The organism is Streptomyces sp. NPDC002838, assembly GCF_040295365.1.
Lineage (GTDB): Bacteria > Actinomycetota > Actinomycetes > Streptomycetales > Streptomycetaceae > Streptomyces.
In genome coordinates this window covers 40,237-63,692 of record NZ_JBEOVF010000025.1, presented here as the reverse complement: position 1 = coordinate 63,692, position 23,456 = coordinate 40,237, and the positions used below count along the sequence as shown (strand labels likewise).

Below are 23,456 nucleotides of genomic sequence, written 5' to 3'. Positions count from 1 at the left end.
CCCCGACCGCACTCCACACAACCGCAGTCAAGGAGACCGAGACAGATGCTGGACATCGCCGAAGAGCTGCACCGGTGGGTCGAGCAGGGACGCGACTTCGCCGTGGCCACCGTGGTGGCCGTCGGCGGCAGCGCGCCCCGACAGCCCGGCGCGGCCCTCGCGGTCGACGCCGAGGGCACGGCGATCGGCTCGGTCTCCGGCGGCTGTGTGGAGGGTGCGGTCTACGAGCTGTGCCAACAGGCGCTTCAGGACGGGGAGTCGGTCCTGGAGCGCTTCGGTTACAGCGACGAGGACGCCTTCACCGTGGGCCTGACCTGCGGCGGCGTCATCGACATCCTCGTCACGCCGGTACGGGTGGGCGACCCGGTCCGTCCGGTGGTCGCCGCCGCGCTCGCCGCTGCGGCGGGCGGGGAGACGGCGGCGGTCGCGCGGATCGTGTCCGGCCCCGCGGACCTCCTGGGCCGCGCGATGCTGATCCGCCCTGACGGCTCGTACGACGGCGGCTTCGGCGCCCATCCCGAACTCGACCGCACGGTCGCCGCGGAGGGCGGCGCCTACCTGGACGCCGGACGCACCGGCACCCTGGAGATCGGAGAGCGGGGTTCTCGCTGCGGAGCATCGCTGACGCTGCTCGTCGAGTCGTCCGTGCCGTCGCCCCGGATGATCGTCTTCGGCGCGATCGACTTCGCTTCGGCGCTGGTGCGGATCGGCAAGTTCCTGAACTACCGCGTGACGGTGTGCGACGCGCGCCCGGTGTTCGCCACGCGGGCCCGCTTCCCCGAGGCCGACGAGATAGTCGTCGAGTGGCCGCACGAGTACCTGGAGCGCACGGAGGTCGACAGCCGTACGGTGCTGTGCGTCCTCACCCACGATGCCAAGTTCGACGTACCCCTGCTGAAGCTCGCCCTGCGGCTGCCGGTGGCGTACGTCGGCGCGATGGGCTCCCGGCGCACCCACCTCGACCGGAACGAGCGGTTGCGCGAAGTCGGCGTCACCGAGATGGAGTTGGCGCGGCTCAGGTCCCCGATCGGCCTGGACCTCGGGGCCCGTACGCCGGAGGAGACGGCCCTGTCGATCGCCGCCGAGATCGTCGCCAACCGGCGGGGAGGCAGCGGGGTTTCACTGACCGGCGCCCACACGCCGATCCATCACGATGTGCCGTCGGAGCCGTCGGGGCGGATCGGGTCGGTGGCCTGAACGGCGTTTCCGCCGTACCTGTCACCCCCGCCTCAGCAGCCGGTTCACCGCCCGCCCGAACGTGTAACGCGCCGCACCCCTCAGAAGCGGGTCGAAGAAGCCGGGCAGCAGCCTGACCCGCAACTCCTCGCGCCAGATCACCCGGCTGCGGCCGCCCGGACCCGGCCGCACCTCGATCTCCGCCCACCCCAGGACGACCCGGCCCCGCTTCTCCAGGCGGCACAGGCCGGGCAGGCCGTCCGTGGGCGGACGCCAGAGCGTGACCTCCATGGGATCGTCGAAGCCGAGCGGGCCGAGCCCCGAACGGGCCACGAAGCGCGTGCCCTCGTCCGTCGGCGGGGGCGTGACCACGGTGACGCGGGTCAGCGGGACGGCATCGGCGTGCCGGGGCCACTCCGTGAGGCGGCGCCACGCCTCGTCGAGGGGGAGCGGTGCCGTGCGTTCGAGGAGGAAGTTGACCACAGGACGATCGTAAGGACTCCGGGCCGCTGATCTGTGCGTTCGTATACGGCAGACCCCCGCACGGCACTGACCGAACGTTCGGGCGACGCATGTCCCAACGCCGCCGGGTTACTCGCGCCCACACCAAAGTGAAGCCGAGAGGGAGGAGAGCCCCATGAGCGCTTTCGCCCGGCGCCGGGCCTTGGTCACCGGCGGAGCCGGATTCGTCGGATCCCATCTGTGCGCACGACTGGTCGCCGAGGACACCGATGTCGTGTGCCTCGACAACCTGGCCACCGGATCCCGCGCCAACATCGCCGACCTGGAACAGCGCCCCGGCTTCCGCTTCGTGCGCGCCGACGCCACCGATCCCGCCGCCCTGCGCGGCCTGCCCGGCCGCTTCGACCTGGTCCTGCACTTCGCCTGCCCGGCCTCGCCCGTCGACTACCTGCGGCTGCCGCTGGAGACCCTCGACGTCGGCAGTACCGGCACCCGCAACGCGCTGGAGCGGGCCCGCGCCGACGGCGCCCGCTTCGTCCTCGCCTCCACCTCCGAGGTGTACGGCGATCCACTGGAGCACCCGCAGCACGAGGACTACTGGGGCAACGTCAACCCGATCGGCCCGCGCAGCGTCTACGACGAGTCCAAGCGCTTCGCCGAGGCCCTGGTCACCGCCCACCGCAAGGTGCACGGCACCGACACCGCCATCGTGCGCATCTTCAACACCTACGGCCCTCGCATGCGCACCGGCGACGGCCGCGCCGTTCCCGCCTTCGTCTCGCAGGCCCTGGACGGCGCCCCCCTCACGGTCGCCGGCGACGGCGGCCAGACCCGGTCGCTGTGCTACGTCGACGACACGGTCGACGGTGTTCTCGCCCTGGCCGCGTCCGCCGAGAGCGGGCCGGTGAACATCGGCGGCGGCGAGGAGATCACCATGCTCCAGCTCGCCCGCCGCATCATCGAGCTCACCGGCTCCTCGTCCCGGATCCGGTTCGTGGAGCGCCCGGCCGACGACCCCGCCCGGCGCCGGCCCGACACCCGGCTGGCCCGGGAGCGGCTGGGCTGGCAGCCGCGGGTCGGGTGGAGCGAGGGTCTGGAGCGGACGATTGGCTGGTTCTCGCGCTCCCTGGCCGCCTGAGACGGATCCGGACCCGCGACAGAGCGCGGATCAGGGCAGTACATACGGTGAAAAATCGGCGCATTTCATGCCAAGTTGTCTCCAAGTGTTTGAGACAACTGCAGTGCGGCACTCGCCAAGCTCAGAGCCCCCACGAGCCGCACGGGACGGAGCACACCCCATGCGCATCCTTGGTATCAACGCCCTGTTCCACGACCCGGCCGCCGCACTCGTAGTCGACGGCCGTACGGTCGCGGCAGCCGAGGAGGAGCGCTTCAGCCGCCGCAAGCACGGCAAGCGCCCGGTGCCGTTCTCCGCGTGGGAGCTGCCCGAACTCTCCGCCCGCTGGTGCCTTCGGCGGGCGGGCCTGCGACCCGAGGAACTCGACGCCGTCACCTACTCCTTCGACCCCGGACTGGCCCGCCCCGCCAGGGAGATGGGGCTGGACGACCCCTGGGACCCGCTGCGCCTGGAGTACGCGCGCCGGGCCCCCGAGTTCCTGGCCGAGGCCCTGCCCGGCCTCGACCCCGACCGGGTCGTCTTCGTCCCGCACCACGTGGCGCACGCCGCCTCCGCCGGGCCCGCCTCCCCGCACCCGGACAGCGCCGTCCTCGTCCTCGACGGACGCGGCGAGGCCGCCTCCCACCTGGCCGGCCGCTACCGCGACGGCAGGCTCGACACCCTCGCCGCGCAGGCGCTGCCCCACTCCCTCGGCCTGGTCTACGAGGAGCTCACCGAGCACCTCGGCTTCCTCCGCAGCAGCGACGAGTACAAGGTGATGGCCCTCGCCTCCTACGGCAAGCCGCGCTTCCTGCCCCAGCTGCGGCAGTACGTCCACCCGACCGGCGACGGCGGTTTCAGCGCCCACGGCGTCGACTGGGCCGCCCTGGCCCCGCCCCGCGCCAAGGGGGAGGAGTGGACCCAGGACCACGCCGACCTCGCCGCCAGCGCCCAGGCCGTGCTCGAAGAGGTCCTCCTCGAACTCGTCCACTGGCTGCACGGCAGGGCGGGCGGCGACGCGCTCACCCTGGCCGGCGGCGTCGCCCTCAACTGCGTCGCCAACTCCAAGATCGCCGCGCGTGGGCCGTACCGGCACGTGTGGGTGCAGCCGGCCGCCGGGGACGCCGGCACGGCCCTCGGCGGGGCGCTCCACATGTCGGAGAACCCGCAGGCCATGCCTGGCGCCGACCTCGGCCGCGGCTGGAGCGACCAGGAACTGCGTGCCCGGCTCGACGAGGCCGCCGTACCGTACGAGCGGCCGGACGACATCGCCGAGACCGTCGCCGAGGAACTCGCCCGGGACGGCATCGTGGCCTGGTTCCAGGGGCGCAGCGAGTACGGACCGCGCGCCCTCGGGCACCGCTCCCTGCTCGCCCATCCCGGCCGGGCCGAGAACCTGGAGCGGCTCAACCACGTCAAGGGCCGCGAGGAGTTCCGGCCCGTCGCACCCATGGTGGTCGCCGAGCGGGCCCACGAACTGTTCGCCGGGCCGCTGCCGAGCCCGTACATGCTGTTCGTGCACGACGTCGTACGGGAGTGGCGCGACCGCGTCCCGGCCGTCGTGCACGTCGACGGCACCGCCCGCATCCAGACCGTCGAGGAGCGGCAGGAGCCGCTGGTGGCGCGGATGCTGCGGGCCTTCGAACGGCGTACGGGGCTGCCCGTGGTCGTCAACACCAGCCTCAACACCGCCGGACGGCCCATGGTCGACGACCCGCGTGACGCGCTGGAGTGCTTCGGCTCCGCGCCCGTCGACCTGCTGGCGATCGGGCCGTACGCGGTGCGCCGGAGGAGGGCGTTCGCATGAGCCGCACGACCAGCATCCCCAGGACGACCGGCACGAGTACGGCCTACGCCGTGGTGATCCCGACCCTCGTGCGCGACACCCTCGCCGACTGCCTCGCCGCCCTCGCCGCCGCGACCGGGCCGAAGCCGGAGCGGATCGTCCTCGTCGACGACCGGCCCGATCCCGATCCCGGCCCGCTGGAACACCCGCTCAGCGTGCTGGGCGACCTGCGCGACCGCACGACCGTGGTACGGGGCGGCGGACGCGGCCCCGCCGCCGCCCGCAACGCCGGCCTGCGCGCGGTCGCCTCGCCCTGGGTCGCCTTCCTCGACGACGACGTCCAGGTCGGCCCGCACTGGTGCGAGCAACTGGCACAGGACCTCGCCGACACGACCCCCGACACCGCGGGCGTCCAGGGCGTGATCGCCGTACCGCTGCCCGGCGAGCGCCGTCCCACCGACTGGGAACGCAACACCGCCGGCCTCGCGCAGGCCCGCTGGATCACCGCCGACATGGCCTACCGCACCGACGCGCTGAGGCAGGTCGGGGGCTTCGACGAACGCTTCCGGCGCGCCTTCCGCGAGGACGCCGACCTAGCCCTGCGCGTCCTCGACGCCGGGTGGCGCGTCCGGCAGGGCCGCCGCACCACCCGCCATCCGGTGCGCCCCGCCTCCCGCTGGGTGTCCCTGCGCGCCCAGCGGGGCAACGCCGACGACGCCCTCATGCGGCATCTGCACGGCCCCGACTGGTGGCAGAAGGCGGTCGCCCCGCGCGGCCGGCTGCGGACCCACGTCGCGATCACCGCGGCCGGTGCCGCCGCCTGCGCTTTCGCGGCCCTCGGCCGCCGCAGGGCCGCGACGGTCGCCGCGCTCGGCTGGGCCGCCGGCACCGGCGAGTTCGCCCGGTCACGCATCGTCCCCGGGCCGCGCACCCGGTACGAGGTGACCACCATGCTCGCGACCAGCGCGCTCATCCCGCCCATCGCCACCTGGCACTGGCTCAGTGGCCGGTGGCGGTACCGGAACGCCCCCGCATGGCAGGAGGTGGCGCAGTGAGCCGCGTCAAGGCCGTGCTCTTCGACCGCGACGGCACCCTCGTCGAGGACGTGCCCTACAACGCCGACCCCGACCGCGTCCGCCCCGTCGCAGGCGCCCGCGAGGCCCTCGGCCTGCTGCGCCTGCGGGGCATCCGCACCGGCGTCGTCACCAACCAGTCCGGCATCGCACGCGGACTGCTCACCGACGCCGACGTGCGCCGCGTCAACCACCGTATCGACGAGCTCCTCGGCCCCTTCGACGTATGGGCCGTCTGCCCGCACGGTCCCGACGACGGCTGCCACTGCCGCAAACCCGAACCGGGCCTGATCCTGTGGGCCGTCGGACGCGTCTGCGTCGCGCCGTCGGACTGCGTCGTCGTCGGCGACATCGGCGCGGACGTCGAGGCCGCACGCCGGGCGGGCGCCCACGGGATCCTCGTCCCGACGCCCGCGACCCGGCCGGAGGAGACGGCGGACGCCGACCACGTGGCGAAGGACCTGCCGACCGCCGTGCGCGCCGTGCTGAACGGGCCGCCGCAGGGCCGCGTCCTGGCCGACGAGCGGCCCATCGAGGCCGCCTACGACACCGGGAGAGGGCGGCCTCGATGAAAGCCCTCGTCAGCCGTCTCGACAGCTTCGGTGACGTCCTGCTCGCCGGGCCGGCCGTACGTGCCGTCGCCGCCCGGGCCGACACCGTCACCCTGCTGTGCGGGCCGCGCGGCGCGCCCGCAGCCCGGCTGCTGCCGGGCGTGGACGACCTCCTCGTCTGGGACGCGCCCTGGGTGGGGTTCGCGCCCCCGCCCGTCGGCCGCGGCGAGGTCGAGCAGCTCATCGACACCATCGACGCCGACACGGCCCTGATCCTGACCTCCTTCCACCAGTCCCCGCTGCCCGCCGCGCTGCTGCTGCGCCTGGCCGGGGTGGAGCACATCGCCGCGGACAGCGAGGACTACCCCGGGTCCCTGCTCGACGTCCGCCACCACCGCGCCCCGCACGCCCACGAGGCGGAGGCGATGCTCGACCTCGCGGAGGCCGCGGGGTTCCCGGCGGTCGACGACGGGCGGTTGGGGGTGCTCGAGCCGCCCCCCACCACGGCGCTGACCGGCCCGGGGCCGTACGTCGTGCTGCATCCCGGCGCCAGCGTCCCGGCCCGGGCCTGGAGCGCCGAGCGCAGTGCGGAAGCCGTGCGCGACCTGGCCGCCGCCGGGCACCGGGTCGTGGTGACCGGCGGCCCGGACGAACGGGACCTGACCGCGCACGTCGCCGGTGAGCACGGCCTCGACCTCGGCGGCCGTACCGGCGCCACGGAACTCGCGGGCGTCCTTGCCGGGGCCGACGCCGTCGTCACCGGCAACACGGCCCCGGCGCACCTCGCCGCCGCCGTGGACACCCCGGTCGTCTCCCTCTTCGCCCCGGTCGTGCCCGCCGAGCGCTGGCGGCCGTACGGCGTCCCCTACGTGCTGCTCGGCGACCAGCGGGCGCCCTGCGCCGACAGCAGGGCCCGGGAGTGCCCCGTACCGGGGCATCCGTGCCTGGAGTCGGTGACCGCGCACGACGTGGTGTCCGCCGTCGAGAAGCTCGTCGCGAAGGTGGCGGAGGTGGGGGAGGTGGGGCAGGCATGAGGATCCTGCTCTGGCATGTGCACGGGTCGTGGACCACGGCCTTCGTGCAGGGCCCGCACACCTACGTCGTCCCCGTCACCCCGGACCGCGGACCCGACGGACTGGGCCGCGCCCGCACCTTCGACTGGCCCGACTCCGTCGTCGAGGTCCCGCCGGAGCGGCTGCGGGAGACGGACATCGACGTCGTCGTGCTGCAACGCCCGCACGAACTCGCCCTCGTCGACCGGTGGCTGGGCCGTCGCCCGCCGCTGGTGTACCTGGAGCACAACGCCCCGCACGGAGCCGTGCCCGACACCCGCCACCCGGCCGCCGGCCTCCCCGGCGTCACCCTCGTCCACGTCACCCACTTCAACCGGCTGATGTGGGACGCGGGTGCCACCCCGACGACCGTCGTCGAGCACGGCGTGGTCGACCCCGGGCACCGGTGGACCGGCGAGCTGGACCGCGCGGCCGTCGTCGTCAACGAGCCCGTGCGGCGCGGCCGTACGACCGGAACCGACCTGCTGCCGGCGTTCGCCGACGCGGCCCCGCTGGACGTCTTCGGCATGGGCACCGAAGGCCTCGCCGGCCATCTCGGCCTGCCGCCCGACCGCTGCCGCTCCCACGAACTCGTCCAGCGCGACCTGCACGCGGCGATGGCACGGCGGCGCGTCTACGTCCACCCCGTCCGGTGGACCTCCCTCGGACTGTCCCTGCTGGAGGCGATGCACCTGGGCATACCCGTGGTCGCGCTGGCGACCACCGAGGTGACCGAGGCCGTGCCCGTCGGCGCCGGAGTGGTCTCCAACCGCATCGACGTACTGACCGATGCCGTACGGGACTTCATGACCGACCCCCTGCACGCTCGCGTGATCGGCGAGGGGGCGCGGGCGGCGGCGCTCGCCCGCTTCGGGCTGTCCCGCTTCCTGGACGACTGGGAGCGGCTGCTGAAGGAGGTGACCCGATGAGGATCGCCATGGTGTCCGAGCACGCGAGCCCGCTCGCCGCGCTCGGCGGAGTCGACGCCGGGGGCCAGAACGTCTACGTGGCCCGCCTCACCGAGGAGTTGGCCCGCCGCGGCCACGACGTCACGGTCTACACCCGCCGTGACTCCACCGACCTGCCCGACCGGGTGCCGCTGCCCGGCGGCGCCGTCGTCGAGCACGTGCCGGCCGGACCGCCCGAACCCGTCCTGAAGGACGAGCTGTTCCCCTACATGCCCGGGTTCGGCGCCCACCTCGCGCGCGCCTGGAACCACGACCGGCCCGACGTCGTGCACGCCCACTTCTGGATGTCCGGCATGGCCTCCCAGATCGGCGCGCACGCCCACGGCATCCCGGTCGTGCAGACCTTCCACGCCCTGGGCACCGTCAAGCGGCGCCACCAGGGCCGGCGGGACACCAGCCCGTCCGAGCGCATCGGCATCGAGCGGCAGATCGGCCGCGGCTGCGAGCGGGTCCTGGCGACCTGCACCGACGAGGTGGACGAACTGGCCGAGATGGGAGTGCCCCCACGGCAGGTGTCCGTCGTGCCCTGCGGAGTGGACGTCGAGCACTTCCACCCCGGCGCGGGCCCCGGCGCCGCCCCCGCCCGGCAGCAGCGGTACCGGCTGCTCTCCTGCGGCCGGCTGGTCCGCCGCAAGGGCTACGACCAGGCGATCCGCGCACTGGCCCGGATCCCGGACGCCGAACTCCTCGTCGCCGGCGGCCCCGCGCCCGGCCTGCTGGACGCCGACCCCGAGGCACAACGGCTGCGGCGGCTCGCCCGGCGCACCGGCGTGGCCGACCGGGTACGGCTGCTCGGCGCGGTCGACCCGGCCGACATGCCCGCACTGATGCGCAGCGCCGACCTCGTCCTGTGCACGCCGGTGTACGAACCGTTCGGCATCGTGCCGCTGGAGGCGATGGCGTGCGCCGTCCCCGTCGTCGCCACCGACGTCGGCGGGCACCGGGACACCGTCGCCGACGGCGACACCGGCCGGCTGGTACCGGCCGGCGACTCCGGGGCGATCGCCGCCGCCGCGCGCGACCTCCTCGCCGAGGAGAGCACCCGCCGCCGCTACGGCACGGCCGGCCGCGCCCGCGTCCTGGCCCGCTTCACCTGGCAACGGGTCGCGGACGGTACCGAACAGGTCTACCGCCAGGTGGCGGTCGGACACGCACTGCCGAGGGAGGTGGCGTGATGACCGTGCACCCGCCCGTCGTCGGGCACTGCGACGAACTCCTCGAGGCCATGGGCGCGTTCCGCGCCTCGGCCCACATCACCGAACGGTGGGGCGAGCGGCTGGCCGCCGTCCTCACCGGGGGCGGCCGGCTGCTGGCCGCGGGCAACGGCGGCAGCGCCGCGCAGGCCCAGCACCTCACCGCCGAACTCGTCGGCCGCTACCAGCACGACCGGCCGGCGTTCTCCGCGCTCGCGCTGCACGCCGACACCTCCAGCACCACGGCCATCGCCAACGACTACGGCGTCGACCAGGTGTTCGCCCGCCAGGTCCGCGCCCACGGCCGCCCCGGCGACGTGCTGATGCTGCTGTCCACCAGCGGCGCCAGCGCCAACCTGCTGTCCGCCGCCGACGCCGCCCGCTCGGCCGGCCTGCGCGTGTGGGCGCTGACCGGCCCGGCCCCCAACCCGCTCGTCGCGGGCAGCGACGAGGCCCTGTGCGTGACGGCCTCCTCCGCGGCGACGGTCCAGGAACTGCACCTGGTGGCGGTGCACATGGTGTGCGCGGCCTTCGACGCCGCGGTGGAACGGGAGGCGGCATGACGGGCGTGTGGGGAGAGAGCCCGGCGGGAGCCTCCGGCGACGGCGAGAGGGGCGGCCCGCGCGGCGGCCGGACGGGAACGCCGCGAAACGGCGCGAGGCGCGCGGTGCGCGGTGGCACACAAAGGGGCGTGCGCGGGCGGGCCCCGCTGCTCGTCGTCGGTGACGCGCTGCTGGACCGCGACCTGGCCGGGCACGCCGAGCGGCTCGCGCCCGACGCGCCCGTGCCGGTCGTCGCCGACTGCGGGCAGCGGCTGCGGCCGGGCGGCGCCGCTCTCGCCGCGTACCTCGCCGCGCGCGACGGCCACGACGTCACGCTCGTCACCGGGCTGGGCGACGACCCCGCCAGCCGCGAGCTGCGGCGGCTCCTCGAACCCTGGCTGACACTGATCCCGCTCCCGCTGACCGGACCGCTGTCCGAGAAGACCCGCGTCCTCGCCCAGGACCGCCCCGTCGTCCGCCTGGACCGGGGCGACGGCCGGGTGGCGGAGGCCACCGGCACGGCGCGCGAGGCGATCCGCCGGGCGCCCGCCGTCCTGGTCTCCGACTACGGCCGCGGCACCGCCGACGCCCTCCGGGACGTCCTGACCGCATGCCCGCCCCTGGTCTGGGACCCGCACCCGCGCGGGGGCCCGCCGGTGCGGGGTACGCGGCTGGTCTCGCCCTCGGAGCAGGAGGCGTACGGCCTCACGGAGGTCAGGGCCGGGCGGGAAGGGGACCTGCGCCTCGCCGCCCACGGGGCCGCCGAACTCGTCCGGCGCTGGCAGGTCGCCGCCGTCGCGGTGACCCTCGGCGCGCGGGGCGCCCTCCTGTCGTACGGGGAGCATCCGCTGCTCGTGCCCGCGCCGACGGTGCACCCGGGCGACCCGTGCGGCGCGGGGGACCGGTTCGCCGCGACGGCGGCCGGGCTGCTCGCGGACGGCGCGCTGGTCGGCGAGGCCGTCGAGGGTGCGGTGGCCGCCGCGAGCGGGTTCGTCGGCGCGGGCGGCGCGGGGGCGCTGCCGGGCGGGGAAGCGGCCGAGGGCTTTCCGCCCGCCGACGGGGACCACGGCGACGGCGACCCGTACGCCCTGGCCGCCCGCGTCCGTGCCGCGCACGGCACCGTCGTCGCGGCGGGCGGCTGCTTCGACCTCCTGCACGCCGGCCACGTCGGACTCCTCCAGGCCGCCCGGCGGCTCGGCGACTGCCTGGTCGTCTGCGTCAACTCGGACGCGTCGGTACGGCGGCGCAAGGGCGAGGGCCGCCCGGTCAACCCGCTCGCCGACCGGGTCCGCGTGCTGCGCGCGCTCAGCTGCGTCGACGCGGTCGCCGTCTTCGACGAGGACACCCCCGAGCGTCTCCTCACGGAACTGCGCCCCCACATCTGGGTCAAGGGCGGCGACTACGCCGGCGCCGACCTCCCCGAGGCGACACTGCTGGAGAAATGGGGCGGCCAGGCGGTCCTTCTCCCGTACCTCGACGGCCGCTCCTCCACGGCCCTGCTGACCCGAGTGACGGGTGGGGCACGATGACCGCCCCCCGCCCCCGGCTCCTCGTCCTCCGCGCCCTCGGGCTCGGTGATCTCCTCGCCGGCGTTCCGGCGCTGCGCGCGCTGCGCCGCGCCTTTCCCGGCCACGAACTCGTGCTGGCCGCGCCCGCCGAGCTCGCGCCGGTCGCGGCGGCCACGGGCGCCGTCGACCTGCTGCTGCCCGCGTCGGCGCCCGGCCGGGCCGTACCCCGCAGTCTGGACTGGACCGGCCCGCCCCCGGACGTCGCCGTCGACCTGCACGGCAACGGCCCGCCCAGCCACCACCTGCTCATGGACCTGCGCCCGATCCGGCTCCTCGCCTTCGCGCACCCCGCGACCCCCGAGGTCGACGGCCCTCAGTGGCGCCCGGAGGAACACGAGCGGGTCCGCTGGTGCCGGCTCCTGCGGTGGTACGGCATCGACGCCGACCCCACCGACCTGCGCCTGCCCCGCCCTCCCGTGCCGTCCCCGGCCCCCGGCGCCGTCGTCCTGCACCCCGGCGCCGGCGCGCCCTCCCGCTGCTGGCCGGTGGAGCGGTACGCGACCGTCGCGGCGCCCCTGCGCGCCCGCGGCCGGCGTGTCGTGGTCACCGGGGGAGCGGGCGAGTCCGCCCTCGTGGCCGACCTCGCCCGGCGCGCCGACCTGCCCGACACGGACGTCTTCGGCGACGGCCTCCCCTTCGACCGGCTCTCCGCGCTGGTCGCCGACGCCCACGCCGTGGTCAGCGGCGACACCGGCATCGCCCACCTCGCGGTCGCCCAGGCCGCACCCTCGGTCACCCTCTTCGGCCCGGTCCCGCCCAGCCGCTGGGGCCCGCCCGCACACCCGCGCCACCGCGCCCTGTGGCACCCGGGCCCGGAGGGCGACCCGCACGGCAGCACCCCCGACCCGGCCCTGCTGCGCCTCCGCCCCGGCGACGTACTCGACGCCCTGGACCAGCTGCCGGACGCCGACCCCACGAGCCGGAACCTCGACCAGCGCGTGTCTGTCGAGCACCTATGAATGCCCCAAAGCCCATGGAACAGACACCCCTCGGCATCGTCATCGCCACCCGCGACCGCTCCGCCACCCTCGCCGAAACCCTCCGTCACCTCACCGCCCTCCCCGAACGCCCGTCCGTCCTCGTCGCCGACAACGCCTCCACCGACGACACCCGCGCCATGGTCGCCCGCCACTTCCCCCAGGTCCGGGTGCTCTCCCTCCCGTTCAACCGCGGCGCCCTCGCCCGCACGCACGGCGTCCGCGCCCTGCGCACCCCCTACGTGGCGTTCAGCGACGACGACTCCTGGTGGGCGCCGGGCGCGCTGAGCGAGGCGGTCCGGCTGTTCGACGCCCATCCCCGGCTCGGCCTGATCGCCGGCCGCATCCTCGTCGGCCCCGACGAGACCCCCGACCCGCTCAACGACCTGCTCGCCGACTCGCCCCTCGGTCCGGCCCCCGACCTCCCCGGCACCCAGGTCCTCGGCTTCCTCGGCTGCGCCGCCGTCGCCCGCCGCAGCGCCTACCTCGACGTGGGCGGCTACCACCGGCTGCTCTTCTTCGGCGCCGAGGAGACCCTCCTCGCCTACGACCTCGCCGCCCGCGGCTGGGGCGTCACCCACTGCCCCGAGGTGATCGCCCACCACCACCCCGACCCGACGCCCCGCCCCCACCGCCCCGCCGTGGTCCGCCGCAACGAACTGCTCACCGCCTGGCTGCGCCGCCCCCTGCCGTACGCGCTGGCCCGCACTCGTGAGCTGGCCGCCGAGGCCCGCCACGACGCCCACGCCCGACGCGCCCTGCGCGAGACCCTCGCCCGCCTCCCGGCCGCCGTGGGCGCCCGCCGGCCCCTGCCCCCGCACGTCGAGCGCGCCGCGCGCCTTCTCGACGGAGCGACAGCATGACCGACCCCCGCACGACCGTCGTCGTCATCACCCACAACCGGTGCCCCGAGCTCCTGCGCACCCTCGACCGGCTCGCCGAACTCCCCGAGAAGCCGCCGGTCTTCGTCACCGACAACGCCTCCACCGACGGCACCGCCTCCGCGGTCGCCCGCCACCACCCGGAGGTACGGCTGCTGCGTCCGGGCCGCAACCTCGGCGCGGTCGGCCGCAACCTGGCGGTACGTCAGGTCCGCACGCCGTACGTCGCCTTCTGCGACGACGACTCGTGGTGGGCACCCGGCGCGCTGTCCGGCGCGGCCGGCCTCCTCGACCGGTATCCCGCGGTCGGCTCCGTCACGGCCCGGATCGTCGTCGAACCGGACGGCATCGACGACCCGATCAACGAAGAACTGCGCAACTCGCCCGTGCCCCGCCCCGATTGGCTGCCCGGCCCGGCGCTGGGGTCCTTCCTGGCCGCCGCCACCGTGCTGCGCACCGACGCCTTCCGGGCGGCCGGCGGCTTCCATCCGCGGCTGTGGCTGGGCGGCGAGGAGGAGCTGCTCGCCGCGGACCTGGCGGCGGACGGCTGGTGGCTGACGTACGCGGAAGACGTGGAGATCCATCATCAGCCGTCCGTGGTACGGAACTCCACGCTCAGGCGCAGGCACGGCATCCGCAACACGCTCTGGTTCACCTGGCTGCGCCGCCCGGCCCGTCCCGCCCTCCGCCGCACCCTGCACCTGGCCCGCACGGTCCCCCGCGACGCGGCGTCCCTGCGCGCCTTCGCCGAGGCGGCGGCCGCCCTGCCGTGGGTGCTGCGCGAACGCAGGGTGGTGCCGGCGACGGTCGAGTCACGCCTGCGCGCACTGGAGCACGCCCAGCGGAACTCGACCGCCCGCCGCTACACGGGCTGAACCCGGTCCATCCAGCTCAGTCGGCGTTCTCCGGGCGTTCGCCCGTCGGGCCGCGGCCGTGTTCTGTGCGCGCACCCCGGCTCCGCCATTCCGGATCCTCTTGCAGGGACTCGTTGGCGGCCGCGTTCGCGTCCTGGGCGGAGATGCCCGACCGTTCGGTGTCCTTGCGCCCTCCTGGCGACCGGGCCCCCGTGGCCCTCCCGGCCACAAACGCCTCACCCCTTCGTCCACCCCAGGACGGCCGGCAGGGCGTCCGCGCCGTCGGGCTGCGTGCCCGCCAGGAACTCGGCGCGGATCCGCCGGGCGGCGGCCGGGCCAGAGGTCAGGCACCAGTCCCACCAGGTCCCCAGCCGGCCGGCGTCGAGCCCTTCCGCGGGGACCAGGGCGGGCCAGCCGCAGGCATGCGCCTGGGCCGTCACCTTCGCGCCGCCCGCGACCGGGTCCACGGCCAGCGCCGGGATCCCGGCCCGCAGCGCCAGCACCAGCCCGTGCAGCCGGTCCGTGACGACGAGGTCCAGCCGGGCCAGCACCGACTCCAGTTGCTCCGGCGTGGCACTCAGCCGCCAGTCGTGCGTGTCGAGCCTGGTGTCCAGCTCCAGGCGGGCGCAGTCCTGGCCGGCCAGCCAGCGGGTCACCTCGTCGGCGACCTGCCCGTGCCGCCGCTGCCGCCCGTACTCGTGCTGCCCGTGCGTGAGGATCACCCCGACCACGGGCCGTTCGGGGCCGGCCGGGGCACGGGCCGACAGATCCCGCCCCGGCTCCGCGTCCGGGGCGTCGCGCGCCAGCACGCGGTGGAAGCCGGTGACGGCCGCGGTACCGGCTTCCACCACCGAGGTGCCGACGGCGATCCGCACGCAGTGCGCGAACCGCCGGTGCAACTCCTCGACCTGCGGCCCGTGCAGGGGCCCGCAGACGAACACCAGGTGCGAGTAGTCCTCGGGCCGGACCTGGTCCAGGTGCGGCGCACCCGGGCGGAACCCCGGGCTCCACACCACCTCGTACGGGATCCCGGCCGGCCCCAGCACGTCCTCGACCCGCCGCAGCGCCAGTACGTCACCGGCGGTCGCCTCCCCGTCACGGAAGCTGAACCACCCGGTCAGCAGGATCCTCATGCGCTGCCGGGTTCCCCCGGGGCGGGCCGGGGACACCGGCCCGCCCGCACTCACTGGCCGTAGAACGTGGCGTCCGCCCGGTCGGTCGCCGTGCTCGGGGCCTGCACGTACAGCAGGTGGTTGTAGTGGCGGACGTAGCGGCCGGCGTAGTTGTACGACTCGTAGGAGACGCCCGCCGAGTCCGACAGCCCCGCGCGCCGGTGGAAGGTGGCGTCGGCCGCGAACTGTGCCGTGCCGTCGTTCCTCTCCAGCCACACCTCGAAGTTGTCGTGTCGCAGGAAGTAGCCGGGGAAGTTGGCCGACTCCAGCGACACGGTTCCGCTGCCGGTCAGACCGGTGACGACCCGGAACTGCGAGTCCGCGAGCGGGGAGACGTTGGTGTCGGTCCGGGCGCGGAACTCCCAGTGCCGGACGAACCGGTCCGGGAAGTTGTACGACGACAGGCGCTGCGGGGTGACCCCGTCGGCCACCGGGATACCGAAGTCGGGCGTGCCGTCGGCCTTCCAGTACAGCTTCTGGACCCGGGTGCGGCGGTTGGGGTCGTTGAGCGGGTCGCCGCTGATGTCCTTGTAGCTGCGGTCGTGGTAGACGAGGATGTCGCTCTTTCCGTCCTCGGAGACGGTGAAGGAGTTGTGGCCCGGGCCGTACTGCGAGGTCGCGTCGCTGCTCTTGAAGACCGGCTGCGAACTCTTGCTCCAGGAGGCCGGGTTGGTCAGGTCGGCGGAGGCGGACGCCGTCAGCAGCCCCAGGCAGTAGTTGGCGTCGGTGGCGCTGGCGGAGTACGACATGAAGACCTTGCCGCCGCGCTGGATGACCGCCGGGCCCTCGTTGACCTTGAATCCGATCGTCTCCCAGGACAGCGTGGGCTGGGAGATCTCCGCCGGAGTGCCCTGGATCGTCCAGGGGTTGGCCATCTTGGCGATGAACAGGCTGGTGTTGTTGTTCTCGGCCGGGTTGCGCTGGGCCCAGGAGAGGTAGCGGACGCCGTTCACGACGAAGGTGGTGGCGTCGAGGGAGAAGCTCTCCCAGGTGGTCTTGATCTGGCCCTTCTCGGTCCAGTTCGCGGTGAGCGGGTTGGCTCCGGTGCCCTCCAGGACGTACATCCGGATCGCCCAGATGTCGTTGGTGGCGCCGGCCGCGAAGTACACGTACCACTTGCCGTCGATGAAGTGGATCTCCGGCGCCCAGATGTGCGCGCCCATCACGCCGCTGGCGTGCTTGGTCCAGATCGTCGTCTCGGGGGCGGTCTTCAGGCCCTGGATGGTGGTCGCCCGGCGCAGCACGATGCGGTCGTACTCGGGGACGGTCGCGGTGAAGTAGTAGTAGCCGTCGGTGTGTTTGAAGATGTGCGGGTCGGCGCGCTTCTCCGCGATCGGGTTGGTGTACGTCACGGCGGGGGAGGCCGGCACGGCGGCCTGAGCGGTCGTGCCGGGGCCGACGAGACAGGCCGCCAGGGCGACGAGGACGGCCATGAGGAGCCGTACGGCGTTGCGTCTCAAGGGAGTTCTCCAGAGCGAGGGGGTTGATCAGGTGGTGGGGACGAGGCGCCACTGCTGGCAGGTGTTGTTCAGCCACGACCACTGGCGTACGTCGGTGCCGTTCGCGGTACCGCAGTTGGCGATGTCGGCGACCTTGCCGCTGTTCTCGTTGACGATCCGGACGTGGTCGCCGGTCGCGGTGTGGACGAGCCGGTAGCGCTGGCACTTGTTGTTGAGCCAGGACCACTGGCGCAGGTCGGCGCCGTCGGCGGTGGAGCACTCCGCCGCGTCCAGTACGCCGCCGGTGGCGACGTTGACCAGCCGGCCGGTGTCGTCGCCGAGATCCTCCACGCGCCACTTCTGGTTGGCGCCGCCGGTGCAGGTCCACTGGAAGACGTTGGTGCCGTTGGCCGTGTTGCCGCCCTCGACGTCCAGGCACTTGCCGCTGTTGCGGTTGACGAGGGTGTACGACGTCGGAGTGGCCGCCGTCTCTCCGGACGGGCCGGGACGCGTGCCGCCGAGGGCGATGGGGGTGCCGAAGTCCGGGGTGCCGTCGGCGTTCCAGGTGAACTCCTGGGCGCGGGTGGTCCGGGCGTTGCCGCAGCCGCCGTTCGACGAGGAGTTGGCGTGGTAGACGATCCAGTTCTCGGTGCCGTCCGGCGAGCTGAAGAAGCCGTTGTGGCCGGGGCCGTAGACGCCGTTTGCGTCACTGCGCTGGAAGACCGGTGTCTGCTTCTTCGTCCAGGACGCCGGGTTCAGCGGGTCGGAGCCGGTGAGCTCCAGTTGCCCCAGCTTGTAGTCGGCCGTCTGGCACGAACTCGCCGAGTACGTCAGGAAGGTGCGGCCGTCGTGGTAGAGCGGCTCGGGGGCCTCGTTGACGGGGGAGCCCGACCGTTCCCAGCTCAGCGTCGGACTGGAGATGACGGTGAAATCACTGCTCGCCAGGGTGTAGGGATTGCTCATCGGCGCGATGACCAGGCTCTGCGCGCTGCCGTTCACGAAGCCGCTGCCGAGCAGGTACAGCCGGCCGTTCGCCTTCAACACGCTCGCGTCGATCAGCCAGCCGCCCGGCGTGAGGTTCGATCCGGTCAGCGAGCCCTTGTAGGTGTACGGGCCCATCGGGTCGGTGCCGGCGCTCTCCAGGACGTGCGTGCGCTGCGAGTCGCAGCAGGCGACGCCGCTCTGGCCGGCCGAGTAGTACAGGTACCACTTGCCGTCCAGGAAGTGGATCTCCGGCGCCCAGATGTTGGTGTTGCGCGTCGATGTGGTGTCCGACCACACCTGCACGCTGGGCGCGGTGGCGAGACCCGCCAGGGTCGGCGACTTGCGCATGCCGAGGACGCCGGTGAACGTCGTGGTGATCAGGTAGTAGTCGCCGTTGTAGTACTCAAGCCACGGGTCGGCGCCCTTGGTGGATTTGAGGGGGTTGGTGTAGGGACGGCCGTCGGCCGCGGCGGCCGGCTGGGTCGTCGACACCAACGCCAGGAGTATGGCGAACACGCAGACGAGCATCCGGCGCATACGAGACCGCTCCTGTCCGTAATTTCGAACTTGGTTCGTGAATTCGGTCAGAAGATAAGTGGGGGTCATGCCTCCGTCAACGGTTTGGTCACATGCGCTTTACACGCGCGGCATCGTCGGGCCGGGCGGCCGTGTGGCGTCGGCCGATCATGTCCGCCGCGTGACGATGCTCAACGTGTTCGCGGCGACGATCGCGCCGATGCTCGCCCACTCCGTCCACCCCAGGCCCTCACCGAGGCCGATCCAGCCCACCACGGCGGCCAGGACCGGATTGACGCTCATGAACAGGCCGAAGGCCTGGGCCGGTACGCGGCGCAGGGTGAACAGGTCCGCCAGGTAGGGCACCGCCGAGGAGAGCAGCCCCGCGGCGACCGCGTAGCCCACGGCCTCCGCGGTCGGCGGCTGCCGCAGCACGAGGATCGCGCCGACCGGCAGGAACATCAGGGCGGACAGCCCGGCGGCCGCCGCGGACCCCTGGGCTCCGGGGACACGCCGGCCGACCGTGCGGTTGAGCAGGATGTACGACGCCCAGCAGGCGGCGGCGAGCAGGCCAAGGCCCATGCCGACGTAGTCCGCCGAGGGGCGCGGACGCATCAGGGCGACGACCCCGGCCGCCGCGATCAGCGCACAGCACAGGTCCACCCGGCGGCGCGTCGCGGCCAGGGCGACGGCGAGCGGGCCGAGGAACTCCAGGGTCACCGCGAGCCCCAGACCGATGCGGTCGACGGCGCTGTACAGGGACAGGTTCATCGTCCCGAACACCACACCGAGCAGCAGCACCGGCCGCCACTGCCCCATGGTGAAGGACCGCAGCCGGGGCCGCCCGACGGCCAACAGGACGATCGCGGCCACGTATTGGCGGACCGCGACGACTCCGACCGGCCCGAGGACCGGGAAGGCGAGGGAGCCGATCGCGGCGCCGGTCTGGTTGGACAGGCCGCTGCCGACCATCGTGGCCACACCGGCGAGACGCCCGCGGACGGGCTCCGGGGTTCCGACGGGGGCGGCGGGGGCGGCGGTGGCGCTCACGGGTGCCGAGGCGGGTGCGGCTCTCATACGCCGATCGTGCGACCGGCCGGGCCATACGCAAAATGCGTCCGCTCCGCGATCTATACGCTTGACTCATGGATGTGGAGCTCCGGCAGTTGCGCTGTCTCGTCGCGATCGTCGACGAGGGCAGCTTCACCGACGCGGCCATCGCGCTCGGCGTCTCCCAGGCGGCCGTCTCCCGCACCCTGGCCTCACTCGAACGCGCTCTGGGTGTACGGCTGTTGCGCCGCACCTCCCGTGAGGTGACGCCCACCGCGACCGGCCTGCGGGTGGTGGCGCAGGCCAGGCGGGTGCTCGGCGAGGTGGGCGACCTGGTCCGGGAGGCCACTTCGGGCCACACCCGGCTGCGGATCGGCTACGCCTGGTCGGCGCTCGGCCGCCACACCCCGGCCTTCCAGCGCGGCTGGGCACAGGCCCACCCCGGGACCGACCTGCACCTGGTCCGCGTCAACTCCGCCACCGCCGGCCTCGCGGAGGGCGCCTGCGACCTCGCGGTGGTGCGCAGGCCGTTGGACGAGCGGCGGTTCGACTCCGCCATCGTCGGGCTGGAACGGCGGCTGTGTGCGCTGGCCGCCGACGACCCTCTCGCCAGGCGCCGCTCGGTGCGGCTCGCCGACCTCGCCGGACGCGTCCTGCTGATCGACCGGCGGACCGGCACCACGACCCCCGACCTGTGGCCGCCGGACGCCCGCCCCGAGACCGAGGAGACGCACGACGTCGACGACTGGCTCACCCGGATCTCGACCGGCCGGTGCTTCGGCCTGACCCCGGAGTCCACCGCCCACCAGTACCCGCGCCCCGGCATCGTCTACCGACCGGTCCGCGACGCCGAGCCCATCGCCGTACGCCTCGCCTGGTGGCGCGACGACGCCCACCCCGCCACCCAGTCCGTGATCGAACTGCTCACCATCCTCTACCGCACCGGCTGACGGACCCGGCTACTTCAACGGCCGTGTCACCGGCTCTCCGCCGTCCGCAGGTACGCGCCGAGGCGGGCGACGGCCGACGGGTTGCGGGGACTCTCCACCAGGTCGACGTAGTCGAGGACGAAGATCCGCCCGTGCTTGACGGCGGAGACGTTCCGCAGCGGGGCGTAGGACAGCAGGAACTTCTTCTTCTGCTCGGCGCTGACGTCCCCGTAGTCGCAGATCACGATGACGTCCGGGTCCCGCTCGACGACGCTCTCCCAGCCGACGGTGGTCCAGGAGTCCTCGACGTCGTGCATGACGTTGAGCCCGCCGGCCTCGCTGATGATCTGCTCGGGAGCGGCGTAACGGCCGGACGTGAAGGGCTGGCCCTGCCCGCTGTCGTAGAGGAAGACCTTGGGACGCTTCTCGGGGACCTCGCTGCGGACGGCCGCGATCTGCTTCTTGAAGTCGGCGATCAGCGCGGCGGCCCGCTTCTCGACGCCGAACAGCTTCCCCAGGTTGGTGAGATCGGCGTACAGGGCCTCCAGCGGCGGCATGATGCCGCGGGAGGTCTTCGTACGGCCGTTGCGGCAGGACTCGGTGAGGATGTACGAGGGGATGCCGAGCTTCTCCAGGGCCTCGGGCGTGAAGCCGCCGTCGTCGCGGAAGCCGTAGTTCCAGCCGGCGAAGACGAGGTCGGCGCGGGCGTCGAGGACGTTCTCCTTGGTGAGCTGGTCCTTCGAGATCCACTTCACCTTGTCGTAGCCGTCCTTCCACGGCACGCCGCTCAGGTCGCCCTTGTCGTCGGGCATGGCGAACCCGGCCATCCGGTCCTCCAGACCGAGCGCGAACATCAGCTCGGTGATCCCGACGTCGTTGGTGACCACGCGCTCGGGGACCTTGTCGTAGGTGACCTTCCGGCCGCAGTTGGTGAGGGTGACGGCGTTGGTCTCGGCGCCCCCGGTCGATTCGACGCTCGCGCCGCACCCGGTGGCGGTCGCGGTCGTGACGAGGCAGAGCGCGGCGGCGAGGAGCGTGCGCATGGGGAGCCTTGCGTGCTTGCGCATGGGGGTCCTTAGGTGGTGGGCGGGAGGAGGTCGAACAGGAGCTGCACGGCGCCGGTCTCCGGATGCCGTACGGGATGCGCGCGCACCCCGAACACCTCGGCGAGCAGGCCGGGCCGGAGGACGTCGTGCGGCGGGCCGGAGGCGACGATCCGGCCGGCGGCGATCACGTACAGGACATCGCAGTGCGCGGCGGCCAGATTGAGGTCGTGCAGGGCGGCGAGCACCGTCAGGCCGCTGGCCCGGACCAGGGACAGCACGTCCAACTGGTGGGCGATGTCGAGATGGTTGGTGGGTTCGTCGAGGACGAGCACCCGGGGCTGCTGGGCGAGGGCGCGGGCGATGAGGACGCGCTGCTTCTCACCGCCCGACAGTGCGAGGAACCCCCGGTCGGCCAGGTGGGTGACGCCGGTGCGCTCCATGGCCTTGGCGCAGATCTCCCGGTCCGACGCGGCCGTCCGCTCCCGATGGGGCAGCCGTCCCATCGCCACCACTTCGGCGACCGTGAAGTCGAACTCGGCCGCCGACTCCTGCGGCAGCGCCGCCAGCACCCGGGCGGCGGCGCGGGACGGCATGGCGTGCGCGTCGTCGCCGTCGAGCCGCACCACGCCCCCGGCCGGGCGCAGCGCCCGGTACACACAGCGCAGCAGCGTCGACTTGCCGCTGCCGTTCGGGCCGACGAGACCGACGAACGCCCCGCTGTCCACGGCGAGTCGAACGTCGTCGACGAGCCGGGCCCCGGCCGCCTCGACCGTGACACCCTCGATGTCGAGCCGCATGATGCTCCCCCTCCTCAACGGCCGCCGAACGCGGGGCCGCCGCGCCGCATCAGCAGCAGGAAGGCGGGCACACCGACCACGGCGGTGATCACTCCGACGGGCAGCTCGGCGGGCGCGAGCAGCAGCCGGGAGAGCAGATCCGCCCACACCAGCAGGACGGCTCCGGCGAGCGGGGCCACGGCCAGCACCCGCCGGTGATCGGCGCCGACCAGCATCCGCACGAGGTGCGGCACCATCAGCCCGACGAACCCGATGGCCCCGCTGACCGCGACCACGGTCCCGGTCACGGCGGCGGTGACGAGGAACAACTCCCGGCGCAGCCGCTCCGGTCGCACGCCGAGCGCGGCGGAGGTCTCGTCCCCCATGGCGAGCGCGTTGAGCGCCTCGGCCCGCACCCGCAGCCACACCCACCCGGCCGCCACGGTCACGGCGGCGAGCGGCAGTTGGGCCCAGGTCGCCCCGCCCAGGCTGCCCAGCAGCCACATCATCGCCGACCGCGCCGCCTCCCCGCGGGCCGCGCCGAACACCATCACGGTGGTGACCGCCTCGAAGCCGTACGCCAGTGCCGTACCGGTCAGGATCAGCCGCAGCGGCGTGAGCCCGTGCGGGGTGCGGGCCACGGCGTACACCAGCGCCATGGCCGCGAGCGCCGAACCGAACGCCGACACCGACAGCGCCCACACCCCCAGCCCCGCGAACACGCCGAGCAGGATCACGGCGTTGGCGCCCACCGCCGCGCCCGAGGAGATGCCCAGCACGAACGGATCGGCGAGCGCGTTGCGCACCATGGCCTGCACGGCCACCCCGACGGACGCGAGCCCCGCCCCGACCACGGCGCCGAGCACGACACGCGGCAGCCGGATCTCCCAGACGATGGTGTACGAGGCGATGTCACCGGCGTGCACGGTCCCGCCGGTGAGCCCGGCCCAGAGGAACCGGAAGACTTCCGCCCAGCCGATGCCGGCGGCGCCGAGTCCGACGCCGGCCACGAGTGATACGAGGAGCAGCGCGCCGAGGCCGAGGGCCAGTGGCAGGACGGGTATTCGGCTGGGGCTGGACTTGGCGTTCGGGTCGGGGCTTCGTCGCACGGTCGGGGCGGTCCTTCGCCTGAGGCCGCCTGGCGGACGTCAAGCAAGGAGCAGTCCGTACGGCCGGGTACGCCGCGCGGTCCCCTCTCGCAGTCCACGGCGAGCAGTCAACGGGTCGCACCACCCACGGGCGATCGGGCTCACGCGACGGACCACCGGGTCGCCACGCACACCGTTGCGGGTCAGCGCCGGACTCTCACCGGACTTCCCCCAGGGGCAGCGACCGGAGCGTAGC

General features: G+C 73.9%; 22 protein-coding genes. 14 read left to right on the top strand and 8 right to left on the bottom strand.

Annotation, left to right across the window (positions count from 1 at the left end; all coding sequences use genetic code 11):
• Positions 1 to 45: 45 nt before the first annotated feature.
• A complete protein-coding gene (locus ABT063_RS28740) occupies positions 46 to 1,197 on the top strand; it encodes an XdhC family protein (protein WP_351062142.1) in 1,152 nt (383 codons plus the stop codon).
• Between the two features lie 21 nt (positions 1,198 to 1,218).
• Here the strand turns inward: ABT063_RS28740 and ABT063_RS28735 are convergent, their stop codons facing one another.
• A complete protein-coding gene (locus ABT063_RS28735; protein WP_351062140.1) occupies positions 1,219 to 1,659 on the bottom strand; it encodes an SRPBCC family protein in 441 nt (146 codons plus the stop codon).
• Between the two features lie 154 nt (positions 1,660 to 1,813).
• Between ABT063_RS28735 and ABT063_RS28730 the strand changes: the two genes are divergently transcribed.
• From ABT063_RS28730 to ABT063_RS28675, 12 genes are all read left to right on the top strand, one after another.
• A complete protein-coding gene (locus ABT063_RS28730) occupies positions 1,814 to 2,776 on the top strand; it encodes a UDP-glucuronic acid decarboxylase family protein (protein ID WP_351062139.1) in 963 nt (320 codons plus the stop codon).
• Between the two features lie 160 nt (positions 2,777 to 2,936).
• A complete protein-coding gene (locus ABT063_RS28725) occupies positions 2,937 to 4,562 on the top strand; it encodes a carbamoyltransferase family protein (RefSeq protein ID WP_351062137.1) in 1,626 nt (541 codons plus the stop codon).
• Positions 4,559 to 5,596, top strand: a complete 1,038-nt coding sequence (locus ABT063_RS28720; RefSeq protein ID WP_351062135.1) for a glycosyltransferase family 2 protein — start codon at positions 4,559 to 4,561, stop codon at positions 5,594 to 5,596. Before ABT063_RS28725 ends, ABT063_RS28720 begins: the two co-directional genes overlap by 4 nt.
• On the top strand, positions 5,593 to 6,186 hold the full coding sequence (locus ABT063_RS28715) for a D-glycero-alpha-D-manno-heptose-1,7-bisphosphate 7-phosphatase (protein WP_351062133.1): 594 nt from the start codon (positions 5,593 to 5,595) through the stop codon (positions 6,184 to 6,186). Before ABT063_RS28720 ends, ABT063_RS28715 begins: the two co-directional genes overlap by 4 nt.
• Positions 6,183 to 7,199 (top strand): glycosyltransferase family 9 protein, encoded by a 1,017-nt coding sequence (locus ABT063_RS28710; protein WP_351062132.1) that lies wholly within the window; start codon positions 6,183 to 6,185, stop codon positions 7,197 to 7,199. Before ABT063_RS28715 ends, ABT063_RS28710 begins: the two co-directional genes overlap by 4 nt.
• The gene (locus ABT063_RS28705) at positions 7,196 to 8,146 is read left to right on the top strand and encodes a glycosyltransferase (RefSeq protein WP_351062130.1); all 951 of its coding nucleotides are present in this window, start codon (positions 7,196 to 7,198) and stop codon (positions 8,144 to 8,146) included. The genes ABT063_RS28710 and ABT063_RS28705 overlap by 4 nt, the downstream gene beginning before the upstream one ends.
• Positions 8,143 to 9,360, top strand: coding sequence for a glycosyltransferase (locus ABT063_RS28700; RefSeq protein ID WP_351062128.1), 1,218 nt, complete (start codon positions 8,143 to 8,145; stop codon positions 9,358 to 9,360). Before ABT063_RS28705 ends, ABT063_RS28700 begins: the two co-directional genes overlap by 4 nt.
• Positions 9,360 to 9,941 (top strand): D-sedoheptulose-7-phosphate isomerase, encoded by a 582-nt coding sequence (locus tag ABT063_RS28695; RefSeq protein WP_351062126.1) that lies wholly within the window; start codon positions 9,360 to 9,362, stop codon positions 9,939 to 9,941. The genes ABT063_RS28700 and ABT063_RS28695 overlap by 1 nt, the downstream gene beginning before the upstream one ends.
• A 128-nt stretch (positions 9,942 to 10,069) precedes the next feature.
• Positions 10,070 to 11,449: a D-glycero-beta-D-manno-heptose 1-phosphate adenylyltransferase gene (rfaE2, locus tag ABT063_RS28690; RefSeq protein ID WP_351062124.1), complete on the top strand. Its 1,380-nt coding sequence runs from the start codon at positions 10,070 to 10,072 to the stop codon at positions 11,447 to 11,449.
• Positions 11,446 to 12,447 carry a glycosyltransferase family 9 protein gene (locus tag ABT063_RS28685; protein ID WP_351062122.1) on the top strand — a complete coding sequence of 334 codons (1,002 nt, stop codon included), beginning with the start codon at positions 11,446 to 11,448 and terminating at the stop codon, positions 12,445 to 12,447. The genes rfaE2 and ABT063_RS28685 overlap by 4 nt, the downstream gene beginning before the upstream one ends.
• A 14-nt stretch (positions 12,448 to 12,461) precedes the next feature.
• The gene (locus ABT063_RS28680) at positions 12,462 to 13,328 is read left to right on the top strand and encodes a glycosyltransferase family 2 protein (protein WP_351062120.1); all 867 of its coding nucleotides are present in this window, start codon (positions 12,462 to 12,464) and stop codon (positions 13,326 to 13,328) included.
• Positions 13,325 to 14,221: a glycosyltransferase family 2 protein gene (locus tag ABT063_RS28675; RefSeq protein ID WP_351062119.1), complete on the top strand. Its 897-nt coding sequence runs from the start codon at positions 13,325 to 13,327 to the stop codon at positions 14,219 to 14,221. Before ABT063_RS28680 ends, ABT063_RS28675 begins: the two co-directional genes overlap by 4 nt.
• Before the next feature lie 215 nt (positions 14,222 to 14,436).
• On the opposite strand, the gene ABT063_RS28670 is transcribed toward ABT063_RS28675, so the two are convergent.
• The 4 genes from ABT063_RS28670 to ABT063_RS28655 all read right to left on the bottom strand — a co-directional run bounded on the left by ABT063_RS28670 (position 14,437) and on the right by ABT063_RS28655 (position 19,388).
• Entirely contained in the window at positions 14,437 to 15,333 is an 897-nt protein-coding gene (locus ABT063_RS28670) for a polysaccharide pyruvyl transferase family protein (protein ID WP_351062117.1), read from the bottom strand.
• 50 nt (positions 15,334 to 15,383) lie between these two features.
• Positions 15,384 to 16,805 (bottom strand): family 43 glycosylhydrolase, encoded by a 1,422-nt coding sequence (locus tag ABT063_RS28665; RefSeq protein WP_351062254.1) that lies wholly within the window; start codon positions 16,803 to 16,805, stop codon positions 15,384 to 15,386.
• Between the two features lie 54 nt (positions 16,806 to 16,859).
• Positions 16,860 to 18,332 (bottom strand): family 43 glycosylhydrolase, encoded by a 1,473-nt coding sequence (locus ABT063_RS28660; protein WP_351062115.1) that lies wholly within the window; start codon positions 18,330 to 18,332, stop codon positions 16,860 to 16,862.
• Positions 18,333 to 18,479: 147 nt separating this feature from the next.
• The gene (locus ABT063_RS28655) at positions 18,480 to 19,388 is read right to left on the bottom strand and encodes an EamA family transporter (protein ID WP_351062113.1); all 909 of its coding nucleotides are present in this window, start codon (positions 19,386 to 19,388) and stop codon (positions 18,480 to 18,482) included.
• Positions 19,389 to 19,456: 68 nt separating this feature from the next.
• On the opposite strand from ABT063_RS28655, the gene ABT063_RS28650 reads away from it, so the two are divergent.
• Entirely contained in the window at positions 19,457 to 20,311 is an 855-nt protein-coding gene (locus tag ABT063_RS28650) for a LysR family transcriptional regulator (protein WP_351062111.1), read from the top strand.
• Positions 20,312 to 20,337: 26 nt separating this feature from the next.
• Here ABT063_RS28650 and ABT063_RS28645 read toward each other — a convergent pair whose 3' ends face one another.
• The 3 genes from ABT063_RS28645 to ABT063_RS28635 are packed head-to-tail and all read right to left on the bottom strand — an operon-like array spanning position 20,338 to position 23,221.
• Positions 20,338 to 21,333: an ABC transporter substrate-binding protein gene (locus tag ABT063_RS28645; RefSeq protein ID WP_351062252.1), complete on the bottom strand. Its 996-nt coding sequence runs from the start codon at positions 21,331 to 21,333 to the stop codon at positions 20,338 to 20,340.
• A 32-nt stretch (positions 21,334 to 21,365) separates the two neighbouring features.
• Positions 21,366 to 22,133: an ABC transporter ATP-binding protein gene (locus ABT063_RS28640; protein ID WP_351062110.1), complete on the bottom strand. Its 768-nt coding sequence runs from the start codon at positions 22,131 to 22,133 to the stop codon at positions 21,366 to 21,368.
• Positions 22,134 to 22,147: 14 nt separating this feature from the next.
• Positions 22,148 to 23,221, bottom strand: coding sequence for a FecCD family ABC transporter permease (locus ABT063_RS28635; protein WP_502990903.1), 1,074 nt, complete (start codon positions 23,219 to 23,221; stop codon positions 22,148 to 22,150).
• Between the last annotated feature and the right edge of the window lie 235 nt (positions 23,222 to 23,456).

Bases quoted from the DNA above. Each gene is read 5' to 3' on its own strand.
- ABT063_RS28640 (WP_351062110.1), bottom strand. From the start codon at position 22,133: ATGCGGCTCGACATCGAGGGTGTCACGGTCGAGGCGGCCGGGGCCCGG.
- ABT063_RS28705 (WP_351062130.1), top strand. From the start codon at position 7,196: ATGAGGATCCTGCTCTGGCATGTGCACGGGTCGTGGACCACGGCCTTC.
- ABT063_RS28660 (WP_351062115.1), bottom strand. From the start codon at position 18,332: ATGCGCCGGATGCTCGTCTGCGTGTTCGCCATACTCCTGGCGTTGGTG.
- ABT063_RS28670 (WP_351062117.1), bottom strand. From the start codon at position 15,333: ATGAGGATCCTGCTGACCGGGTGGTTCAGCTTCCGTGACGGGGAGGCG.
- ABT063_RS28720 (WP_351062135.1), top strand. From the start codon at position 4,559: ATGAGCCGCACGACCAGCATCCCCAGGACGACCGGCACGAGTACGGCC.
- ABT063_RS28725 (WP_351062137.1), top strand. From the start codon at position 2,937: ATGCGCATCCTTGGTATCAACGCCCTGTTCCACGACCCGGCCGCCGCA.
- ABT063_RS28685 (WP_351062122.1), top strand. From the start codon at position 11,446: ATGACCGCCCCCCGCCCCCGGCTCCTCGTCCTCCGCGCCCTCGGGCTC.
- ABT063_RS28655 (WP_351062113.1), bottom strand. From the start codon at position 19,388: ATGAGAGCCGCACCCGCCTCGGCACCCGTGAGCGCCACCGCCGCCCCC.
- ABT063_RS28680 (WP_351062120.1), top strand. From the start codon at position 12,462: ATGGAACAGACACCCCTCGGCATCGTCATCGCCACCCGCGACCGCTCC.
- ABT063_RS28650 (WP_351062111.1), top strand. From the start codon at position 19,457: ATGGATGTGGAGCTCCGGCAGTTGCGCTGTCTCGTCGCGATCGTCGAC.
- ABT063_RS28665 (WP_351062254.1), bottom strand. From the start codon at position 16,805: ATGGCCGTCCTCGTCGCCCTGGCGGCCTGTCTCGTCGGCCCCGGCACG.
- ABT063_RS28675 (WP_351062119.1), top strand. From the start codon at position 13,325: ATGACCGACCCCCGCACGACCGTCGTCGTCATCACCCACAACCGGTGC.
- ABT063_RS28740 (WP_351062142.1), top strand. From the start codon at position 46: ATGCTGGACATCGCCGAAGAGCTGCACCGGTGGGTCGAGCAGGGACGC.
- ABT063_RS28700 (WP_351062128.1), top strand. From the start codon at position 8,143: ATGAGGATCGCCATGGTGTCCGAGCACGCGAGCCCGCTCGCCGCGCTC.
- ABT063_RS28645 (WP_351062252.1), bottom strand. From the start codon at position 21,333: ATGCGCACGCTCCTCGCCGCCGCGCTCTGCCTCGTCACGACCGCGACC.
- ABT063_RS28695 (WP_351062126.1), top strand. From the start codon at position 9,360: ATGACCGTGCACCCGCCCGTCGTCGGGCACTGCGACGAACTCCTCGAG.
- ABT063_RS28710 (WP_351062132.1), top strand. From the start codon at position 6,183: ATGAAAGCCCTCGTCAGCCGTCTCGACAGCTTCGGTGACGTCCTGCTC.
- ABT063_RS28730 (WP_351062139.1), top strand. From the start codon at position 1,814: ATGAGCGCTTTCGCCCGGCGCCGGGCCTTGGTCACCGGCGGAGCCGGA.